Below are 17603 nucleotides of genomic sequence, written 5' to 3'. Positions count from 1 at the left end.
TGTCGGCGACGGTCATGGCGAGGACGCCGGGTTCGGTGATCTCGGTGATGGCGACGTTGACGTCGACGCCGGCGTCGCCGTGGTTCTCTTCTGCCACGGCGATGCCGGCGACGCCGACCAGCAGTGCGGTGCCGATCGTGACCGCGGTGCATCGTGCGGCGAATCCTGACTTGCGCATTTCATGTCTCCTAGCGTGTTCCGGCGTCGAGCCGGGCTGGTGATGTTGCGGGGGAATGGGTCGGTGGCCCGTCGAGGACGACGGGCCACCGACCGGTGGATCAGCTTTCGTTCAGTTGCAGGATGCCGCAGCGTACGCCGTGTCGAACGACGCGGTGACCGGTGCGCCGTTGACGACCGAGGTCGCCGTCACGGCGATCGTTCCCGCCGGCACCTCCGCGGCACGTGTCGTGAACGAGTGCACGGCGTTCTTGCCGGGAGCGACGGCGGCGAACGTCTTGATGCCGTACGCCGACTCGAGGGTCACTGCCACCGGCACGTCCTCGTTGTTCGTCGCCTTCACCGAGACGAGCACCTTGCCGGAGATGCACCGCGTGCTCGCCACCGCCGTCACATCGAGCGCCGGCGGGCCGGGCATCTCGAATTCGGCAGGTGCGCTCTCATTGCCGGCGACATCGAGGGCGCGGTACCGGATCGTGCTCGGACCCTCCGCCGAGATACGGACGGGAGTCGTGTAGGCGACCCACTCGCCGTCTCCGACCGCGTACTGCACGTCGGCGATGCCGGAACCGGCCCCGTCGTCGGCGGTGAGGGTGAGCGTGATTCCACGTGTGGCCCACTGGCTGTCGGCCGGTGCTTCCACGGTCGTCGCGATCACGGTCGGAACAGCGGCGTCGATCTTCACCGTGAGCTCGCCGACCTGGCTGACGTTGCCGGCCTGGTCGGTCGCACGGTATCGAACGAGCGTCTCGCCGTCATCGGTGACCGCGACGGGCTCGTCGTAGCTCACCCAGTCGCCGTCGCCGATCGAGTACTCGATCGATTCGACGCCTGATCCGGCCCCGTCGTCGGCGGTCAGTTCGACGCTGACGTCGTCGGTGAACCATCCGGAGGTGCCGGGCTGACCGGCGTCGGCCGACACGGTCGGGGCGACCTCGTCGTTCGGGGAGTCCGCCTCGTCGAGGAAGATGCCGCCGATGACCGCGTTCGGTCCCGTGCCCTTCGCTGTGCGGATCTGCACCGGGCCCGCGACCTGGTAGGTGAGCCACACGCCGTGCTTGTTGTCGGTGACCGACTGGGCGGGACCGATGAGGGATCCATCGGGCCGCACCAGGGTGATCGTCGCCTGGCGGCTGGCATCGAAGCTGTTGTAGTACACCGACAGCTCGTACGCCTCGCCTGCCGGAATGCCGACATCGACCTGCGCGGTGGTGGGACTGAACCACGTCGAGGCTCGCCGCGACGTGCCGGCGGGCGGCAACTGCAGCGCGGCCGCATTCGTCGCGGTCTGCTCCCACGTGTACGCCGCGGTGCCGGCGGCCGGGGCCACGGTGACGCCGGTCGGCAGATCGGTTCCGACGTTCGGAATCGCGTAGCCGAGTTCGCCGTACGTGCCGATCCAGTTGCCCTGCGTCGCGTTGTCGATGACCGGAGTGCCGGCGGGCGGCTCACCGACACCGGCGCCGATCGCCTCGAACACGTCGAGGGTCATCGACCAGTTGACACCGGGGTTCGACTCGAAGACGAGATAGACGTCGTGCGTGCCCTCGGGTGCCTCGATCGGGGTGGGGTCGGTCTCCTTGAAGGTGAACCATCCGCCCGTGCTCGCGACGGGGGTGCTCGCCAGCAGCTCGCCGGTCGGCGAGTCGAGGCGCAGCTCGATGGTGCCGCCGCCCTCGGGGCCGGCGGAGACGCGGTAGCGCACGGCGTCGATGCCCTGGAAGTTCACGTCGCCGTAGCGCAGCCAGTCGCCGTCCTGGATGTCACCGACGTACTGTCCCTGCTCCGCCGCCGCATTGTTCTCCACGGCGACGTCGTCGACTTCGTCCCAATAGTGCGCCTGGAATCGCTTCGCACGGTAGACGTTGGTGTCGCTCGAGGTCAGCGGCTGGATGCCGCCGTCGCCGCCCTTGTCGGTGTAGCGGGCGTCGATCACCCAGAAGGCGTCGGCCGCGGCGTGGCCCTCGTCGAGGATCGTCAGCGCGTCGCCCTCGCAGGCGTGCACCGCATCGACCGGGTGGGCGTGGTCGTCGTGGCCGAGGGCCGGCTGCACCGCGAGGTCGGCGCAGTCGATCTCGCCGTCTTCGGGGTCGGTCACCTCGACCTTCCACGGCAGGGTGTCGCCCCAGCCGAAGAAGCCGCCGTTCGGGGGCGTCGTGATCGTCACCGTCGGAGCGGTGTTGCCCACGACGATCGCGACCGTCGCGGTGCCCGTCTTCGCGTACTCGGTGAGTTCGGTGACCGTGAGGCGGGCCTCGTAGTTGCCGTTCTCCGCGTACGTGTGGCTCGGGTTCGCCTCGGTCGAGGTGGCGCCGTCGCCGAACTCCCAGAGGTACTCGAACTCGTCGCCGTCGTGGTCGACGGTGCCCTCGCTCGAGAACTCGACGGTGAGCGGCGCGCCGCCCGAGGTGACGTCGGCCGACGCCGATGCGGTGGGCGCGCGGCCGGTCGACGAGTAGTCGATGCGGTAGAGGCCCGAGTTCGGGTTGTCACGGCCGTAGCCGCCGCCCCATTCGAGCAGGTAGAGCGCGCCGTCGGGGCCGAACTGCAGGTCGAGCGGTGAGAGGAACTGCAGGTTGTTCAGCACGGGGTTGATGGCCTTGAGCTTGCCGTCGCCGTCGAGCTGGAACTCCTTGATGTAGTTGCGTCCCCACTCGTAGAAGAGCGGCGTGCCGTCGAAGTACTTCGGCCACTTGCGGTCGGATTCGAGCGCCTCGTCGAAGTGGTAGACGGGCCCTGCCATGGGGGAGCCGGAACCGCTGCCGAGCTGCGGGAACTCCGCCGATGCGCCGTAGGAGTAGTACACCTCGGCCGGGATCGACGCAGGCAGCTGGGTGAGACCCGTGTTGTTCGGCGAGTCGTTCACCGGGTTCGCGCAGTCGAACTTCGCTCCGGAGGCGTTGGTCGCGAAGTTGAAGTCGTTGTACGCGATGTTGTTCGCGTGGCAGTACGGCCAGCCGTAGTTGCCGGGCCCGCGGATGACCTGCCACTCGACGTAGCCCGCCGGTCCGCGGTTCGCGTTCGCGCTGCCGGCGTCGGGGCCGTAGTCGGCCAGATACACCGTGCCGTCGAGGTCGACGCTGAAGCGGAACGGGTTGCGGAAGCCCATCGCGAAGATCTCGGGGCGCGTCTTCTCGGTGCCGGGGGCGAACATGTTGCCCTCGGGAATCGAGTAGGTGCCGTCGTCTTCGGGGTGGATGCGCAGGAGCTTGCCGCGAAGGTCGTTCGTGTTCGACGAGGTGCGCTGGGCGTCGAAGTGGCCGCGCCCGGGTCGCTCGTCGATCGGGGTGTAGCCCGAGGACTCGAACGGCACGACGTCGTCGCCGACCGAGAGCCAGAGGTCGCCCTGGCCGTCGATGCGCAGGGTGCCGCCCGTGTGGCCGATCTCACCGGCGACGCGGGTCGCCGGCACCTCGAGCATGACCTTCTCGGTGTCGAGCTGCATGGTGTTGCCCGCCATCGTGAAGCGGGAGAGCCGGTTCACGGGGGTGCCGACGGGCGAGTAGTACAGGTACACCCAGCCGTTGGTCTCGAAGTCGGGGTCGAGGGTGAGGCCGGTCATGCCGTTCTCGCCGTCGCCGTAGACCGGGATCGTCGCTGCGGTCACGGTCGACTGCAGGGCGGGGTCGTAGATGCGCACCTGGCCGCGCACGAGTTCGGTGAAGAACACGCGCTCGTCGGGAGCGATCGCAATGCCCCACGGCGCCGAGGTCTCGGTGTCGAGCGGCACCTTGTCGAAGTTGTCCCAGTCGGTCGCCGTGCAGTCGCCTTCGACGACACCGGCTGCGTAGCGGATGCCGCCGAGGGCGTGCTGGCGCACGAGGGCCTCGCTGTACGACGCCTTGGAGTGCCCGATCGAGGTGATCCAGGTGCGGCCGCCCTCATACGGGGCGCACCAGGTGACCGGGTGGTCGAGCATGCGACCGGCGGTGTTCGCCGGCACGCTCGTGGGGTCGAGCTCGGTGAGCACGTGCTTGTCGCCGCGCACCGACTTCGTGTAGCCGTACCACTCCTCATTGCGGGTGATGCTGTCGGGCAGCTCGGTGGTCGACGGGTGGTCGCCGTCGACGACGTCGAGCACACCGGGGGTGTTCGCTGCCGAGTGCGCGGTGAACTCGGTGCCGATGAGCGATCGGTAGAAGGCGTTGCCCTGCTCGCTGTCGATCGGGTTGTGCATCGCCACGACGCCGCCGCCGCCGCGGACGTACTTCTCGAATGCCGCTTCCTCCGAGGCGTTCCAGAAGTCGCCCGACGCCTGTGCGAGCACGATCACGTCGAAATCGGCGAGCCCCGCGTCGGTGAAGAGCGCGGAATCCGTGGCTTGGACGACCTCGAAGTGGTTCTCCGCCGCGAGCTCGTCCCACATCGCCTTCGCCTCGGCGACCGAGTCGTGCACGAATCCGGCCGTCTCGGAGAAGATCAGGGCCCGGAACTCGGGCTCGGCGTCGTGGTTCGGATGCGCTGATGCCGGACTCACCAATCCGACGGTCAGCGCCGCCGCCAGTGCGAGTCCGGTCGCGAGGACCGGGGTCTTTCGGTTGGACTTCATCGTGCTACCGCGCCTTTCAACAGTGAATGGGCAACTTCAGTCATGGAGTTGGCATAAGCCGACGTTCTGCATGCTATGGTCAGCAGCATCGAAACGTCAATACTGGCTAGTATGGCGATCGACCGCAGGCCGCACAATGATGGCGGTCATGCGTTGCAGTACTCCATACCGGCCGTCTGCTCAACCTGATCGACGGTCGATTCGATCGAGAGAGAGGTTCCCCATGCCGGAGATCGGAATCGGCTTCCACACCGACGCGTTCAACTCCAGCCACAAGTCGTTCGAGCAGGCACTGGCCTGGGCGCAGGAGCACGACGTGCACTACATCGAGCCCGGCACGATCGACGGCGCGTGCTGGATCCAGGGCCTCGGCTACTTCCCGCATGTCTCGTTCCTCGAGGACCCGGTGCTGCTCCGTCGCAAGATGGAGGGCTACGGCGTCGAGTTCTCCCAGATCGACGCCGCCTACCCGTTGTCGGGGCTCGATGGTCCGTCGATCGGCGTGCCCTACGTGCAGCGCGCGATCGCCTGGGCGGCGCAGGCGGGTTGCCCGCGGGTGGCCACCACCGACGGGCTGTACAAGCCCGAGGGCCTGTCGGACCGCGAGGCGCTCGACCAGATGAAGCGCAGCTACACCGAGATCATCCGCGTCGCCGAAGCGCACCAGGTGGTCGTGACCATCGAGACGCACGGCTACTTCACGACCCGGCCCGAGTACCTCGCCGAGATGCTCGACTTCTGCGGCGAGACGCCGTGGCTGCGCCTCAACCTCGACACGGGCAACACCTTCATCGCCGGCAACGACCCGGTCGCCTTCGCCGATCGGTTCATCGATCGCATCGCGCATGTGCACATCAAGGATGTCTCGGCGTCGCTCGCCGAGGCGGCTCGCGGCGGTGCCACCGGTATCGCGATCAGCCATGTGGCGGCCGGCGACGGCGTCAACGCCGACAACATCCGTGCCATCCTGCGACGCCTCAGCGCCCACGGGTTCGACGGCGTGCTGAACATCGAGTGCGAGGGGCAGGGCGGCCCGATGCTCGCCGAATCCGTGCAGTGGCTGCGCAAGGAGATCGTGGAAGCCGGCTTCACCGAGCGCGTCCCGAGCTTCGCCCGCGTTCCCGCCGGCGTATGACCGATCGGCTCCGGCCGGTGGTTCCCCGGTCGGAGCCGGTCCTTTCAACCCCGGGCGGTATGGCGCTCAATACCGGTCGGTATGGCGCGGTGCTACGGTAGCGGCATGGCCACCATCTCCTCGGCGAAACCCGACGAACTCGCTGCTGCGGCGTTCGCACTGTTCTCGACGCGCGGCATCGCGGGCGTCAACATGGACGAGATCGCAGCGGGCGCGGGCGTGACCAAGGGCAGCCTGTACTGGCACTACGCCTCGAAGAAGGAGGTCATCCTCGCGGCGTGCAACCTCTACTACAGCGCCTGGCGGATCCAGATCGCGGGCGCGACCGAAGTGCACGAGCGGCTCGCCGACCAGCTCGAGGCCGCGGTCGCCTTCTCGGTGCGAAGCTGCCTGCTCGACGACGCGAACCGGGTGTTCACCACGGAGATCGTGGCGATGTCGCTGTACGACGCCGACGTGCGCGCGAGCTGGACGGGCTTCCTCGACGAGACCGAGCGGTTCTTCCTCGGCCTCACCCACCGGGCGGTCGGCGCCGGCGAGTTCCGGTGCGACGACGTCGATCGCGCCGTCGACCTGCTGATGGCCTCGATGGAGGGCATCAAGCAGATCGCCCTCTTCCGCCCGCAGTCGTGCCTTCCCGAGAACGAGCAGCGCACCTGCCGGCGGCTCATGTCGCTGATGGGCGAGCGGGTGCCGGTGCACGTGCCGGTCTGATCCGGTCATGGCCTCGTCGGCTTAGGCTGGTGGCATCCCCACCCGCACGAGCCGTGACCGAGACGCCCATGAGCCTCCAGCAGACGATCACCCGTATCGCCGCCGAGCTCGGGCGCCCGGCCCTGGTCGAGGACCATCGGCGTTCCGTCGTCGCCTATAGTCCGCATCCCGACGAGATCGACGAGGTTCGTCGTCGCTCGATCCTCGAGCATCGCGCAGATCCAGCCGTCCACAGCTGGCTCAGCCGGCTCGGCGTCTACGCCGCGACATCCGCGGTGCGCGTCCCGGGCAATCCCGAGCTCGGAATGCTGCCGCGCATCTGCGTGCCGATCGGCCGATCGGGCATCGTGTTCGGTCACCTCTGGTTCATCGAGCCCGTCGAGCCAGCCGGGCGCGAGACGCCGCTCGATCTCGCACGCGCCAGCGCTTCGGCCGAACTGGTCGCCGAAGAATGGGCGCGCGTTCGGATGTCGCTGGAGGGGGAGTCTGCGCGGGAAGACGAGTTGGCCCGAGAGCTGATGCTCGGTCGCGCCGAGGTGCGGCGCGCCGCCGCCGCAGAGCTGGTCGAGTCCGGCCGGTTCGAGAGCGGACTGCTGCGCGCCTACGTGCTGAGCCCGGGTGCGCCCGCGTCGAGCCGGGGGCCTGCCGCGGAGCCGCTCGAGCGCGCAGCGCGCCGGGCACGGCAGGCCCTCGGCGGTCGAGGCGTGCTGGCGTTGGCGAGGCGCGACCACGCGGTCGTCGTCGTGCCATCGGCGACCGGTCGCTTCACGGACACCGACCGCATCGCGGGCGTCGTCGCCGAGTCGGCGGCCGAGGCGTTCGGCGCGAACACCGTCGCACCGCGCGTCGCGGTCGGCGGCGAGGCATCCGTCGTCGCGGCGCGCGAGAGCTATCGGGAGGCTCGCCGCGCGCTCGGCATCGCCGCCTCGTTCCGGCTCGCGCCGCGCGTGCTGCACTGGGATCGCCTCGGCGTGTACCGCGGGTTGGACTCGGCGGCGGCCGCGGGTCTGCGGTCCGGCGACTTCCAGCCCGGCCTGGAGCGACTGGCGGCGGAACGCGACGGCGACGTGCTCATCGACACGCTCACGTCGTATCTCGCGGCCGCCGGCCACGTGCAGACCGCGGCGGCGCGTCTGGGCGTGCACCGCACCTCGCTCTACAACCGGCTGAATCGCGCGCAGCGGATCCTCGGCATCGACCTCGACGATGGCCTCGATCGTCTCGGGGTGCACATCTCGCTCCTGCTGCGTGCGGGCGAGGCGACGAGCGACGACGGCGATCCCACGGCCCGGTGACCGATCGCCGTCGGCATCGACATCTGTCGACCACCGCGCCTTCCCGCCGCGACATCTGACGCGTGACCCGTGCCCCGGCTGTGCCTAGCCTGTGAGCCAGCGGGTCCTCGCTCCGTCCGCATGCGGCGGCGAGCCGACAGGCCCCGATCTCGATCGAAGGAGCTCCACATGACTTCAGCGGCCCTACACGCAGATCGTCGACGGCGCAGTCGTGTCGTCGCCGTCGCCCTGACGTCGGTTCTCGCCGGCGGCCTCGTCATCGCGGCGACCCCCGCGTACGCGGCACCGATGCCCGCCGAGCCGACCTTCCAGGACGGCCTCTCGCAAGCGGTCTTCACGAGAGTGGCGTCCGAGTGGATCAACGAGGAGGCGTGGGTCGAGAGCGAGGTCGATTCGGACCGCGACGGCAAGCCCGACCTCGTGCACATCGACGTGACGCGCGTGCCCGAGACCGCAGCCGGCCTGAAGGTGCCGGTGCTCATGGAGATGAGCCCGTACTACGCCGGCGGCACCGAGGTCACCAACTGGGGAGTCGACCACGAGATCGGCGTCCCGCCGACCGAGAAGGAGCCGTGGCCGGCGTTCACGCCGACGAATCGCACGAGCCCGCGCATCTCGGGATCACTCGAGAACACCTGGGTGCCGCGCGGATTCGCCGTCGTGCACGCCGAGGGCCTCGGCAGCGGTTGGTCCGAGGGGTGCCCGACGTCGGGCGGCCTGAACGAGTCGCTCGCCGGCAAGGCCGTGATCGACTGGCTGAACGGCCGGGCGACCGCGTACACGGGCATCGACCGCGCGACCGAGGTCTCGGCCGACTGGACGACCGGCCGGGTCGGCATGATCGGCACGTCGTACAACGGCACGCTGCCGATCGGCGTGGCGAGCACGGGTGTCGAGGGCCTCGAGGCGATCGTGCCGGTGTCGGCGATCTCGAGCTGGTACAACTACTACCGCTCGAACGGCGCCGTGCGAGCACCGGGTGGCTACCAGGGTGAAGACCTCGATGTGCTGGCCGACTACGTGTACACGCGGTTCGACCAGGAGATCTGCCAGCCGATCATCGACGAGCTCCGCGCGAACCAGGATCGCGTCACCGGCGACTCGAGCGCGTTCTGGGATGAGCGCGACTACCTCGCCTCCGCCGACAAGATCACGGCGGCCACGCTCGTCGCGCACGGGCTGAACGACTGGAACGTGATGACGAAGAACGCCTCCGACCTCTACGAGGCGCTGAAGGCGAACGGCGTGCCGCACCAGATCTACCTCCACCAGGGCGGCCACGGCGGCAACCCGAACGACACGCTGCTCAACCGCTGGTTCACGCGCTACCTCTACGACGTCGAGAACGGCGTGGAGCAGCTGCCGAAGGCCTACATCGTCCGCGAGGACCGCACCCTCACCGAGTACCCCGAGTGGCCCGACCCCGCCATGGAGCAGGTCAAGCTGAAGTTCGGTCCGGCCGCTGCGGCCGACGGCGTCGGCGGGCTCACCGTCTCGCGCGACGGCTCGCGCGCCACTGAGAACCTGATCGACGACGCGAGCAAGGGTGCGAACGCTCTCGCGGCGGCGGAGACCTCTCCGAACCGGCTCGCATATCGCACCGCAGTGCTCGGCGAGCCCATGCGCCTCTCGGGCACGCCGTCGGTGGAGCTGAAGCTCTCGGTCGATCGCGCCAAGGCCAACCTCACGGCGCTGCTCGTCGAGTACCCGGCGACCGGTGCGCCGAAGATCATCACGCGTGGCTGGACCGACGTCGAGAACCGCAGCTCGACGGCCGTGACCGAGCCGGTCGTGCCGGGGACGTCGTACTCCTTCGGGTTCGACTTCGAGCCGAAGGACTACGTGTTCTCGGCAGGTTCGCGGATCGGCGTCGTGATCATGTCGTCCGACTCCGAGTACACCGTGCGCCCCGCGCCTGGCACCGAGCTCACCCTCCAGCCGTCGGCATCGACGGTGCACCTGCCCCTGGTCGGCGGGATGGGCGCGCTGCAGGCGTCGCTGCGCGCGGCGGGCTAGCTCGGTACAGCTCGCAACCGCGGCGCAGGCGCACTGCGAGTCGCTGCGAACGCGACGAAGGCCCGCACCCCGAGTGGTGCGGGCCTTCGCTGGTGGTCGGCGACCGGGTTCAGGCCTCGGCGATGCTCCGGAGCAGCTCGGCGAAGCTGCGCAGCTCCGTCTCGGGGTGGTCGCGCAGCACGTCGCGCAGCCGCTGCTGGTTGCCCTCGCGCACCCGCTCTTCGGCGACCGGCGTCGCGACGAGCACGCGCACGCGCCCGTCGCGCTCGTCGGCACGGGTGTCGACGAGACCGAGCTCCTCGAGCGTGCGCACCTGGCGGCTCACCACGGACTTGTCCATCTCGAACATCTCCGCGAGCACGTGGGCGTTGGCCGAGCCGAGCCGCACGATCGTCGACAGCAGCTTGTAGGCCGCGGGCTGCAGGTCGGGATGGACCTTCTGCGCCGCCTCCTTCCAGATGAGGCGGGCCCGGTTGAAGAGCAGGCTCATCTGTACTTCGACTTCGGCGATTGCCTCATCGACGGCTGCGGATGCCTCGGTCACGATGGTCATGTTATCGGTCGCCGCCTGCGGACGGAGTGTCGCCGGCGCCGCGCGAACTGGTCGTCGTCGTGGAGCGCTCAGCCGCGGCATCCGCTTCGACGAGCTGGATCGACGAGGTGACGGGTGCACCGATCTCGGCTTCGGCCAGGTCGATCGCGACCTGCTCGAGCTCCTCCTTCAGCTGCTCGGCCGAGGTCTTCGTCGAGAGCGCCTTGTTCGGCAGGAAGGCGATGGCGATCACGCTCAGCACCGCGAGCGGCACGGCGATCCAGAAGACGTCGGCGATGCCGTTGCCGTAGGCGTTCTCGATGATGACGCGGATGCCGTCGGGCAGCTCCGAGACGTGGGGGATGCCGCCGCCGGCGAGGCCCTTCAGCGCCTCGACGTCGTCGGGCGAGGTGGGCGTGTAGCCCTTCAGCCCCGACGTGATGTGCGTGGTGACCTGCGTGGCCAGCAGCGAGCCCATGATGGTGACGCCGATCGTGCCCGCGATCGTGCGGAAGAAGTTCACGTTCGAGCTCGCGGCACCCAGCTGCGAGGCGGGAGTGTCGTTCTGCACGACGAGCGTGAGGTTCTGCATGACCATGCCGAGACCTGCGCCGAGCACGACCATGTAGACGCTGACCCAGAAGTAGTCGGTGTCGTAGCTGAGCGTCGTCATGAGGTAGCTGCCGGCGACGACGAGCAGCGACCCGACGAGCATGAAGCGCTTCCACTTGCCGAACTTGCTGATGAGTGCGCCGATGAGGATCGAGGCGCCCATCTGGCCGACGATCATGGGGATCGTCATGAGACCCGACTCGGTCGGGGTCGCGCCACGTGCGAGCTGGAAGTACTGCGCGAGGAAGACGCTCGTCGCGAACATCGCGACGCCGATCGAGACCGAGGCGACGACCGAGAGCGTGAAGGTGCGGTTCTTGAAGAGCGTCATCGGCACGATCGGCTCGGGCACGAAGAACTCGGTGATGATGAAGCCGATGATGGCCGCGGCGGAGATGCCGATCGTGACGAAGCTCGTCATCGAGTCCCACTCGAACTGGCTGCCGCCGAGCGAGACCCAGATGAGCAGCAGGGAGACGCCGACCGAGAGCAGCACGATGCCGAGGTAGTCGATCTTCACGGCGCGCTTGGGCATGGGGGGCAGGTGCAGCGTGCGCGAGATGACGATGAGCGCGATGATCGCGAGCGGGACCGGCAGGAAGAAGTTGGCGCGCCAGCCCCAGGCGTCGGTGATGACGCCGCCGAGCAGCGGGCCGCCGATGGTTGCGACGGCCATGATGCCGCCGACGAAGCCCATGTACTTGCCGCGCTCGCGCGGCGAGATGATGACGGCGATGAGGATCATGACGAGCGACATGAGGCCGCCCGCGCCGAGGCCCTGGATCACGCGCACGGCGATGAGGGTCGTGGTGTCTTGAGCGAAGCCGGCGATCGCGGTGCCCACGACGAACAGCCCGATGGCCGTCATGAGCAGCGCCTTGCGGTTCACGAGGTCGGCGAGCTTGCCCCAGATCGGGGTCGAGACGGCCATGGCGAGCAGGCTCGCGGTGATGACCCAGGTGTAGGCGGTCTGGTCGCCGCCGAGGTCGGCGATGATGAGCGGCATCGAGGTCGAGACGACCGTGCCGGAGATGACGGCGACGAACATCGCCACGACGAGGCCGGAGATGGCGATGATCACCTCACGGGGGGTGCGTTGCGCCGGCGCGGCCGGAACTGAGCCGGTCGCGGGCTTGTCTGCCACAGAAGTCACGTGGTTCCTTACGTCTCTACAAGTTGATATTCGACAACTATATATAATTGGTTGCATTGAGTCAACTTTGGACTTCGGTCAACTATTCCCGACGTGGCGAAATGGCCGAGCGGATGCCGCGGATCGACGATCGTCACTCGATGACGGCGGTCGCCTCCAGCTCGACGAGGGCGTCGGGGCGGCCGAGGCCCGCGACCATGAGCACCGTCAGCGCCGTCGGCTGCGCGCCCCACACGCGAGCGGATGCCGCGTACCCGTCGTCGACGGATTGGCCGGCGACGAGGTAGACGGCCAGTCGCACCACGTTCGTCTGATCGGCGCCGACCTCGGCGAGCACGGCCAGCACGTTTTTGATCGCCTGCTCGGTCTGCGGGCCGAGGCCGCCGGGCACGATCGCGCCCGAGGGGTCGGTGCCGTTCTGGCCTCCGACGTGCACGGTGCGGTGGGCGCCGCTCACGAGCACACCCTGGCTGAAGGCCGGGTTCGCGTGCAGCGTCTCTGGGTTCAGGTGTGTGATCTCCATGGTCGCGAGTCTGCCCCCGCCTGCCGACATCGGCGAGGGGAACGGCCCGATCCGCCGCGATTTGCGAGCGGCCGGGGCATCCGTTAGCCTGTACGGAGCCGAAGACCGCTGGTTGTCGTGCGCCTATCTGTGTTGATCACTGTGGGATGCGACCGAAGTCTTGCGAAAGCAAGGGCCCGCGCAGGTGTGACGAAGACTTTCCGATGCAATCGGGCCAGGCTCCGCGCAACTGCGCCGGAGCTTTTTTGTTGCCCGCATCACCTCGCCACTTGAGCCGCGATCCGAAGCCGTGCACCGCCATCGCGATGCACGTTGAGTACACAAGGAGTGGCCATGGCGAACAAGGAAGCCTCGGTTGCCGAACTCACGAACCTGTTCGAGAGCTCGACTGCCGTTCTGCTGACCGAATACCGCGGCCTGACGGTTGCCCAGCTCAAGCAGCTGCGCAACAACATCCGTCAGGACGCGAACTACGCCGTGGTGAAGAACACGCTGACCAAGATCGCCGCGAACAACGCGGGTATCTCGACGCTGGACGCCGACCTCGTCGGTCCGTCCGCCGTCGCCTTCGTGCACGGCGACTTCGTCGCCACTGCCAAGGCCGTTCGTGACTTCGCCAAGGCAAACCCGAATCTTGTGATCAAGGGTGGTGTCTTCGAGGGCAAGGCTCTCGACGCCGACGAGGTCAACAAGTACGCCTCGCTCGAGAGCCGTGAGGTTCTGCTTGCGAAGGCAGCGGGAATGATGAAGGCGACGATGGGCAAGGCTGCCGCCACCATCGACGCGCTTCGCGAAAAGCTGGAGACTGCGGCCGCGTAAGCGCCCGACGTTCTCGTTCTACAACACCAAGAAATCTAGGAGATACATCATGGCGAAGCTCACCACTGAAGAGCTGCTCGAGCAGTTTTCCGGTCTGACGCTTGTCGAGCTCAGCGAGTTCGTGAAGGCGTTCGAAGAGAAGTTCGAGGTCACCGCGGCCGCTCCCGTCGCCGCTGCCGGTGGCGCTGGCGCCGCTGCTGAAGAGGTTGAGGAGAAGGACTCCTTCGACGTCATCCTCGAGGCTGCCGGCGACAAGAAGATCCAGGTCATCAAGACCGTCCGCGAGCTCACCTCGCTCGGCCTCGGCGAGGCCAAGGCCGTCGTCGACGGTGCTCCCAAGGCCGTGCTCGAGGGCGCGAACAAGGAGACCGCCGAGAAGGCGAAGGCTGCCCTCGAGGAAGCCGGCGCAACCGTCACCCTCAAGTAGTCGCCGCCCTCTCGCGAGGGTTGCAGCTTGAGGTGACTCGCGTCACCTGAACGAAACGGATGCCCCGTGGCTCGAATGAGCCACGGGGCATCCGTCGTTTCGTGGTGGGTGCAGCGTCAGCGGTCGAAGCGCGCGCCCGCGGGGTCCGAGTCCAGGAGGAAGAACACCAGCAGGATGATGCCGCCGACGAGCGGGACGAGGCCGATGAAGTACCAGCCGCCCGAGCGGTTCGTGTCGTGCAGGCGGCGCCACGCGAGGGCGAGCCAGGGGATGATCGTCGCAAGCAGCCAGATGCTGTAGGGGATCACGGCGACCGCGAAGCCGGGGCCGGGCACCATCATGCCGTTGTCGGAGACAGTGGCGCCCGAGGCGCCGCCGATGGCGGCGATCCCGTAGAGCACGCCGCCGACGATGAGGTTGAAGAGGAACCACCACCAGAACTCGCTGCGGCTCGCCCGGCCCGAGAACGTGGCGTACTTCTTGAAGAACCTGCTGATCGCCTGTCCGAACGACGCTCCGTACAGCGGGGCGGAGAGCGGAACGGCTGCGGTGCTGTCGGTCATGGATGACTCCTTCGGTCGAACGATGCCGTGATGGTGCGTCGGGTGACGCCGCGGCGGCGGCGGCGTGCCGTGCTGCGCGATGACATCATGGCCGCGATGGCGTCGGCTGGCGCGGCGGCGCGCCGGTGCCGGTGGCCGTCCGGCGATATGCATAGCCAAGCTATGTATACTGGCGGTATGACGCAGCTCGACCTCCCCACGGTCATCGGAGACCTCGTCTCCGTGAACCACCGCCTCACCAGACTCGCCGCGACCGTGACGGGAAACACCGAATCGCCCGCCGTCTGGCGCACCCTCAGTGTGCTGCGCGATCTCGGGCCCATGCGGCTCGGCGAACTCGCGAAGGTCAGCCGCGTCACCCAGCCGACCATGACGAAGCTCGTGCACGCGCTCGACGAGCGGGGATGGATCCGCCGCATCGTCGACCGCGACGACGCCAGGGCGATGCTCATCTCCGCCGATCCGCATGGGATCGCCGCACTCGACGCCTGGCGGATCGAACTCGCGAACTCGCTCACCCCGACGTTCGCCGACCTCGACGACGACGAGCTCGAGACCCTCGCCTCGGCCGTCGAGATCGTGCGCACGCGCCTCGAGCGCTCTCGCGCCGCGCTGGTCGAGGCCGCCGCGAGCACCGGGCACGTCGCATGAGCGTCGACACCAGGGCGGTACCTGTGCAGGCCGGCCACGCGGCATCCGGAGCCTCGATACTGCAGCAGCCCAAGGCCGTCTGGGCGGTCGCGTTCTCGTGCGTCGTCGCGTTCATGGGCATCGGCCTCGTCGATCCGATCCTTCCCGCGATCGCCGCCGACCTCGAGGCGACGCCGACCGAGACCGAGCTGCTCTTCACGAGCTACCTCGTGATCACCGGCATCGCGATGTTCTTCACGAGCTGGATCTCGAGTCGCATCGGCGCCAAGCGGACCCTGCTCATCGGCCTCGGCGTGATCGTCGTGTTCGCCACGCTCGCCGGATTCTCGGGCGACGTCGAGTCGATCATCGGATTCCGTGCCGGCTGGGGCCTCGGCAACGCGCTCTTCATCTCGACGGCGCTCGCGACGATCGTCGGTGCTGCCGCCGGCGGCAGCAGCTCGGCGATCATCCTCTACGAGGCGGCCCTCGGCCTCGGTCTCGCGATCGGCCCGCTCGTCGGCGGGCTGCTCGGTTCGTGGAGCTGGCGCGGCCCGTTCTTCGGCACCGCGGCGCTCATGGCGATCGGGTTCATCGCGATCGTCGCCCTGTTGCGCACCGACGGCGTCGAGCGACCCGTGCCGACGAAGCTCTCGGCCCCGTTCCGGGCGCTCGCCCGGCCCGCGCTCGGCATCCTCGCCGCGGCCGCGCTGTTCTACAACATGGGCTTCTTCGTACTGCTCGCCTACACGCCGTTCGCGCTCGTGCCGCTCGGCATCCACAGCGCCATCGCACTCGGCTTCGTGTTCTTCGGATGGGGTGTCGCGGTCGCCGTGACCTCGGTCTGGGTCGCGCCGCTGCTGACGGCGCGCATGCGGCGCACCCGGGTGCTCTGGTTCGTGCTGCCGCTGCTCGCCCTCGACCTGCTCGCGCTCGCGGCCCTCATCGACTCGGCGGTCGCGGTCATCGTCGGGGTCGTCGTGGGCGGACTCCTGCTCGGCATCCTGAACACCGTGCTCACCGAATGCGTGATGGACGCGACCGACCTGCCCCGCTCCGTCGCGTCGAGCGCCTACTCCGGCGTGCGCTTCCTCGGTGGCGCGATCGCCCCGCCCGCCGCGGCGGTGCTGGCCGCGACGGTGTCGCCGTCGAGTCCGTTCATCGCCGGGGCGATCGCGGTGCTCGTCGCCGCGGCGATCGTCGTGCTCGGTCGCTCGAAGCTCGCGGCCGCCGACGGCGTCGCCGAGACGTCGGAGGGCGAGGCGGAGGCGATCGGCATCGGCGACGCCGCCTGATCGGCGAGCCGTCGCCGCACTCAGCGCGGGGCGGCCGTCGAACTCGCGCGCACGACCAGGCGGGTCGGCATCGGCGCACCCGAGTCGGGGAGCGGGTCGGCGTCGGCGCCCTCGCCGAGCAGACGCAGCACCACGCCGACGGCCGAGCGCCCCTGCTCGCCCGGGTACTGCTCGACGGTCGTGAGGTCGAACATCTCGGCGTACTCGTGACCGTCGACGCCGACGACCGAGAGCTCCCTGGGCACCGCGATGCCGAGGCGCTCGGCGGCGCGGAGGGCGCCGAACGCGACCTCGTCGGATGCCGCGAACACCGCGGTGGGCCGCGGGCCGGGGTGCCCGAGCAACTGCAGGGCGGCGCGGTAGCCGCCGGGCATGGTCATCTCGGTCTCGACGACGTCGGCAGGCGAGGGGGCATGGCCGGCCGCGTCCATCGCGTCGAGGAACCCCTGTCGGCGGAGGCCCTGCACGGTGTCGGGCTGCCCGCTCGCTCCGCTGCCTGCGAGGTGCGCGATGCGGGTGTGGCCGAGGTGCAGCAGGTGCTCGGTGGCGAGCTGGCCGACGGCTCGATCATCGATCGAGAGCCGCGCCGCGGTGCCGCCGGTTCCGCCGAGGCACACGAGCGGCTTCTCGCGGCGGTCGAGCGCGGAGACCTCGTGCCCGGCGAGGTCGACGCCCACCGCGATGACCGCGTCGACGCGCTTGCGAGCGAGGAAGAACTCGAACACGCGCGCCCGATCGCGGCCGCTGCCGGAGAGGTTGTAGAGCGTCAGGTCGTAGCCGGCGCCGAGGAGTGAGCGCTCGATGCCCTCGAGCACCTCGCCGAAGAACCAGCGGTTGACGAACGGGATGACCACCCCGACGTTCTTCGTGCGTCCGGTGACGAGGCTCGCGGCGTCGGGCGAGACGATGTAGCCGATCTCGGCGGCGGCGGATTCGACGCGGCGGCGGGTCTCCTCGGCGACGTAGCCGTTGCCGGACAGAGCCCTGGAGGCCGTGGCCTTCGAGACTCCGGCGAGGCGTGCGACATCGCCGATTGCGGCCATGCGCGCCTCCCCTCGTCGGGCTGCCTCGAGCCAGAGTGTACTGCCCGCGCGAGGGAATGTGGAACCGTTTCCGGCCGGGTGCGCGCGGCGGGTGCGCCCCGACCCCGAATCGATGGGAGC

At 68.8% G+C, this 17603-nt stretch carries 14 protein-coding genes; 8 read left to right on the top strand and 6 right to left on the bottom strand.

The window, feature by feature from the left end:
• Positions 1 to 289: 289 nt before the first annotated feature.
• Complete coding sequence (locus BUR99_RS19380; protein ID WP_074262037.1) at positions 290 to 4726, bottom strand: ThuA domain-containing protein; 4437 nt, start codon at positions 4724 to 4726, stop codon at positions 290 to 292.
• Positions 4727 to 4949: 223 nt separating this feature from the next.
• Here BUR99_RS19380 and BUR99_RS19375 point away from each other — a divergent pair, with 223 nt between their 5' ends.
• The 4 genes from BUR99_RS19375 (at position 4950) to BUR99_RS19360 (ending at position 9886) form a co-directional block, all read left to right on the top strand.
• Positions 4950 to 5861, top strand: coding sequence for a sugar phosphate isomerase/epimerase family protein (locus BUR99_RS19375; RefSeq protein ID WP_074262036.1), 912 nt, complete (start codon positions 4950 to 4952; stop codon positions 5859 to 5861).
• A 105-nt stretch (positions 5862 to 5966) separates the two neighbouring features.
• Complete coding sequence (locus tag BUR99_RS19370; RefSeq protein ID WP_074262035.1) at positions 5967 to 6575, top strand: TetR/AcrR family transcriptional regulator; 609 nt, start codon at positions 5967 to 5969, stop codon at positions 6573 to 6575.
• Between the two features lie 29 nt (positions 6576 to 6604).
• Positions 6605 to 7870 (top strand): PucR family transcriptional regulator, encoded by a 1266-nt coding sequence (locus tag BUR99_RS19365; RefSeq protein WP_143231732.1) that lies wholly within the window; start codon positions 6605 to 6607, stop codon positions 7868 to 7870.
• A 168-nt stretch (positions 7871 to 8038) separates the two neighbouring features.
• A complete protein-coding gene (locus BUR99_RS19360) occupies positions 8039 to 9886 on the top strand; it encodes a Xaa-Pro dipeptidyl-peptidase (RefSeq protein WP_074262033.1) in 1848 nt (615 codons plus the stop codon).
• Between the two features lie 109 nt (positions 9887 to 9995).
• Here BUR99_RS19360 and BUR99_RS19355 read toward each other — a convergent pair whose 3' ends face one another.
• The 3 genes from BUR99_RS19355 to BUR99_RS19345 all read right to left on the bottom strand — a co-directional run bounded on the left by BUR99_RS19355 (position 9996) and on the right by BUR99_RS19345 (position 12706).
• Positions 9996 to 10439 carry a MarR family winged helix-turn-helix transcriptional regulator gene (locus tag BUR99_RS19355; RefSeq protein WP_074262032.1) on the bottom strand — a complete coding sequence of 148 codons (444 nt, stop codon included), beginning with the start codon at positions 10437 to 10439 and terminating at the stop codon, positions 9996 to 9998.
• Position 10440: 1 nt separating this feature from the next.
• Positions 10441 to 12240: an MDR family MFS transporter gene (locus BUR99_RS19350; protein WP_084184172.1), complete on the bottom strand. Its 1800-nt coding sequence runs from the start codon at positions 12238 to 12240 to the stop codon at positions 10441 to 10443.
• 76 nt (positions 12241 to 12316) lie between these two features.
• Positions 12317 to 12706: a RidA family protein gene (locus BUR99_RS19345; protein ID WP_074262031.1), complete on the bottom strand. Its 390-nt coding sequence runs from the start codon at positions 12704 to 12706 to the stop codon at positions 12317 to 12319.
• A gap of 333 nt (positions 12707 to 13039) precedes the next feature.
• Here BUR99_RS19345 and rplJ point away from each other — a divergent pair, with 333 nt between their 5' ends.
• Positions 13040 to 13525, top strand: a complete 486-nt coding sequence (rplJ, locus tag BUR99_RS19340; protein WP_074262030.1) for a 50S ribosomal protein L10 — start codon at positions 13040 to 13042, stop codon at positions 13523 to 13525.
• Between the two features lie 49 nt (positions 13526 to 13574).
• Positions 13575 to 13952 (top strand): 50S ribosomal protein L7/L12, encoded by a 378-nt coding sequence (gene rplL, locus BUR99_RS19335; RefSeq protein WP_047412741.1) that lies wholly within the window; start codon positions 13575 to 13577, stop codon positions 13950 to 13952.
• Between the two features lie 116 nt (positions 13953 to 14068).
• On the opposite strand, the gene BUR99_RS19330 is transcribed toward rplL, so the two are convergent.
• A complete protein-coding gene (locus BUR99_RS19330) occupies positions 14069 to 14515 on the bottom strand; it encodes a DUF805 domain-containing protein (protein WP_074262029.1) in 447 nt (148 codons plus the stop codon).
• 177 nt (positions 14516 to 14692) lie between these two features.
• Here BUR99_RS19330 and BUR99_RS19325 point away from each other — a divergent pair, with 177 nt between their 5' ends.
• The gene (locus BUR99_RS19325) at positions 14693 to 15166 is read left to right on the top strand and encodes a MarR family winged helix-turn-helix transcriptional regulator (RefSeq protein WP_074262028.1); all 474 of its coding nucleotides are present in this window, start codon (positions 14693 to 14695) and stop codon (positions 15164 to 15166) included.
• Positions 15163 to 16440 carry an MFS transporter gene (locus BUR99_RS19320; protein WP_074262027.1) on the top strand — a complete coding sequence of 426 codons (1278 nt, stop codon included), beginning with the start codon at positions 15163 to 15165 and terminating at the stop codon, positions 16438 to 16440. The genes BUR99_RS19325 and BUR99_RS19320 overlap by 4 nt, the downstream gene beginning before the upstream one ends.
• Positions 16441 to 16460: 20 nt before the next feature.
• On the opposite strand, the gene BUR99_RS19315 is transcribed toward BUR99_RS19320, so the two are convergent.
• Positions 16461 to 17483, bottom strand: a complete 1023-nt coding sequence (locus tag BUR99_RS19315) for a LacI family DNA-binding transcriptional regulator (protein WP_074262026.1) — start codon at positions 17481 to 17483, stop codon at positions 16461 to 16463.
• Between the last annotated feature and the right edge of the window lie 120 nt (positions 17484 to 17603).

The sequence above is a fragment of the Agromyces cerinus subsp. cerinus genome (assembly GCF_900142065.1).
In the GTDB taxonomy this organism is placed as follows: Bacteria; Actinomycetota; Actinomycetes; order Actinomycetales; family Microbacteriaceae; genus Agromyces; species Agromyces cerinus.
This window is presented reverse-complemented; position numbering and strand designations above follow the sequence as displayed.

Coding starts and splice junctions, on each gene's coding strand:
- BUR99_RS19380 (WP_074262037.1), bottom strand. CDS start 4,726: ATGAAGTCCAACCGAAAGACCCCGGTCCTCGCGACCGGACTCGCACTG.
- BUR99_RS19375 (WP_074262036.1), top strand. CDS start 4,950: ATGCCGGAGATCGGAATCGGCTTCCACACCGACGCGTTCAACTCCAGC.
- BUR99_RS19370 (WP_074262035.1), top strand. CDS start 5,967: ATGGCCACCATCTCCTCGGCGAAACCCGACGAACTCGCTGCTGCGGCG.
- BUR99_RS19360 (WP_074262033.1), top strand. CDS start 8,039: ATGACTTCAGCGGCCCTACACGCAGATCGTCGACGGCGCAGTCGTGTC.
- BUR99_RS19355 (WP_074262032.1), bottom strand. CDS start 10,439: ATGACCATCGTGACCGAGGCATCCGCAGCCGTCGATGAGGCAATCGCC.
- BUR99_RS19350 (WP_084184172.1), bottom strand. CDS start 12,240: ATGCAACCAATTATATATAGTTGTCGAATATCAACTTGTAGAGACGTA.
- BUR99_RS19345 (WP_074262031.1), bottom strand. CDS start 12,706: ATGGAGATCACACACCTGAACCCAGAGACGCTGCACGCGAACCCGGCC.
- rplJ (WP_074262030.1), top strand. CDS start 13,040: ATGGCGAACAAGGAAGCCTCGGTTGCCGAACTCACGAACCTGTTCGAG.
- rplL (WP_047412741.1), top strand. CDS start 13,575: ATGGCGAAGCTCACCACTGAAGAGCTGCTCGAGCAGTTTTCCGGTCTG.
- BUR99_RS19330 (WP_074262029.1), bottom strand. CDS start 14,515: ATGACCGACAGCACCGCAGCCGTTCCGCTCTCCGCCCCGCTGTACGGA.
- BUR99_RS19325 (WP_074262028.1), top strand. CDS start 14,693: ATGACGCAGCTCGACCTCCCCACGGTCATCGGAGACCTCGTCTCCGTG.
- BUR99_RS19320 (WP_074262027.1), top strand. CDS start 15,163: ATGAGCGTCGACACCAGGGCGGTACCTGTGCAGGCCGGCCACGCGGCA.
- BUR99_RS19315 (WP_074262026.1), bottom strand. CDS start 17,483: ATGGCCGCAATCGGCGATGTCGCACGCCTCGCCGGAGTCTCGAAGGCC.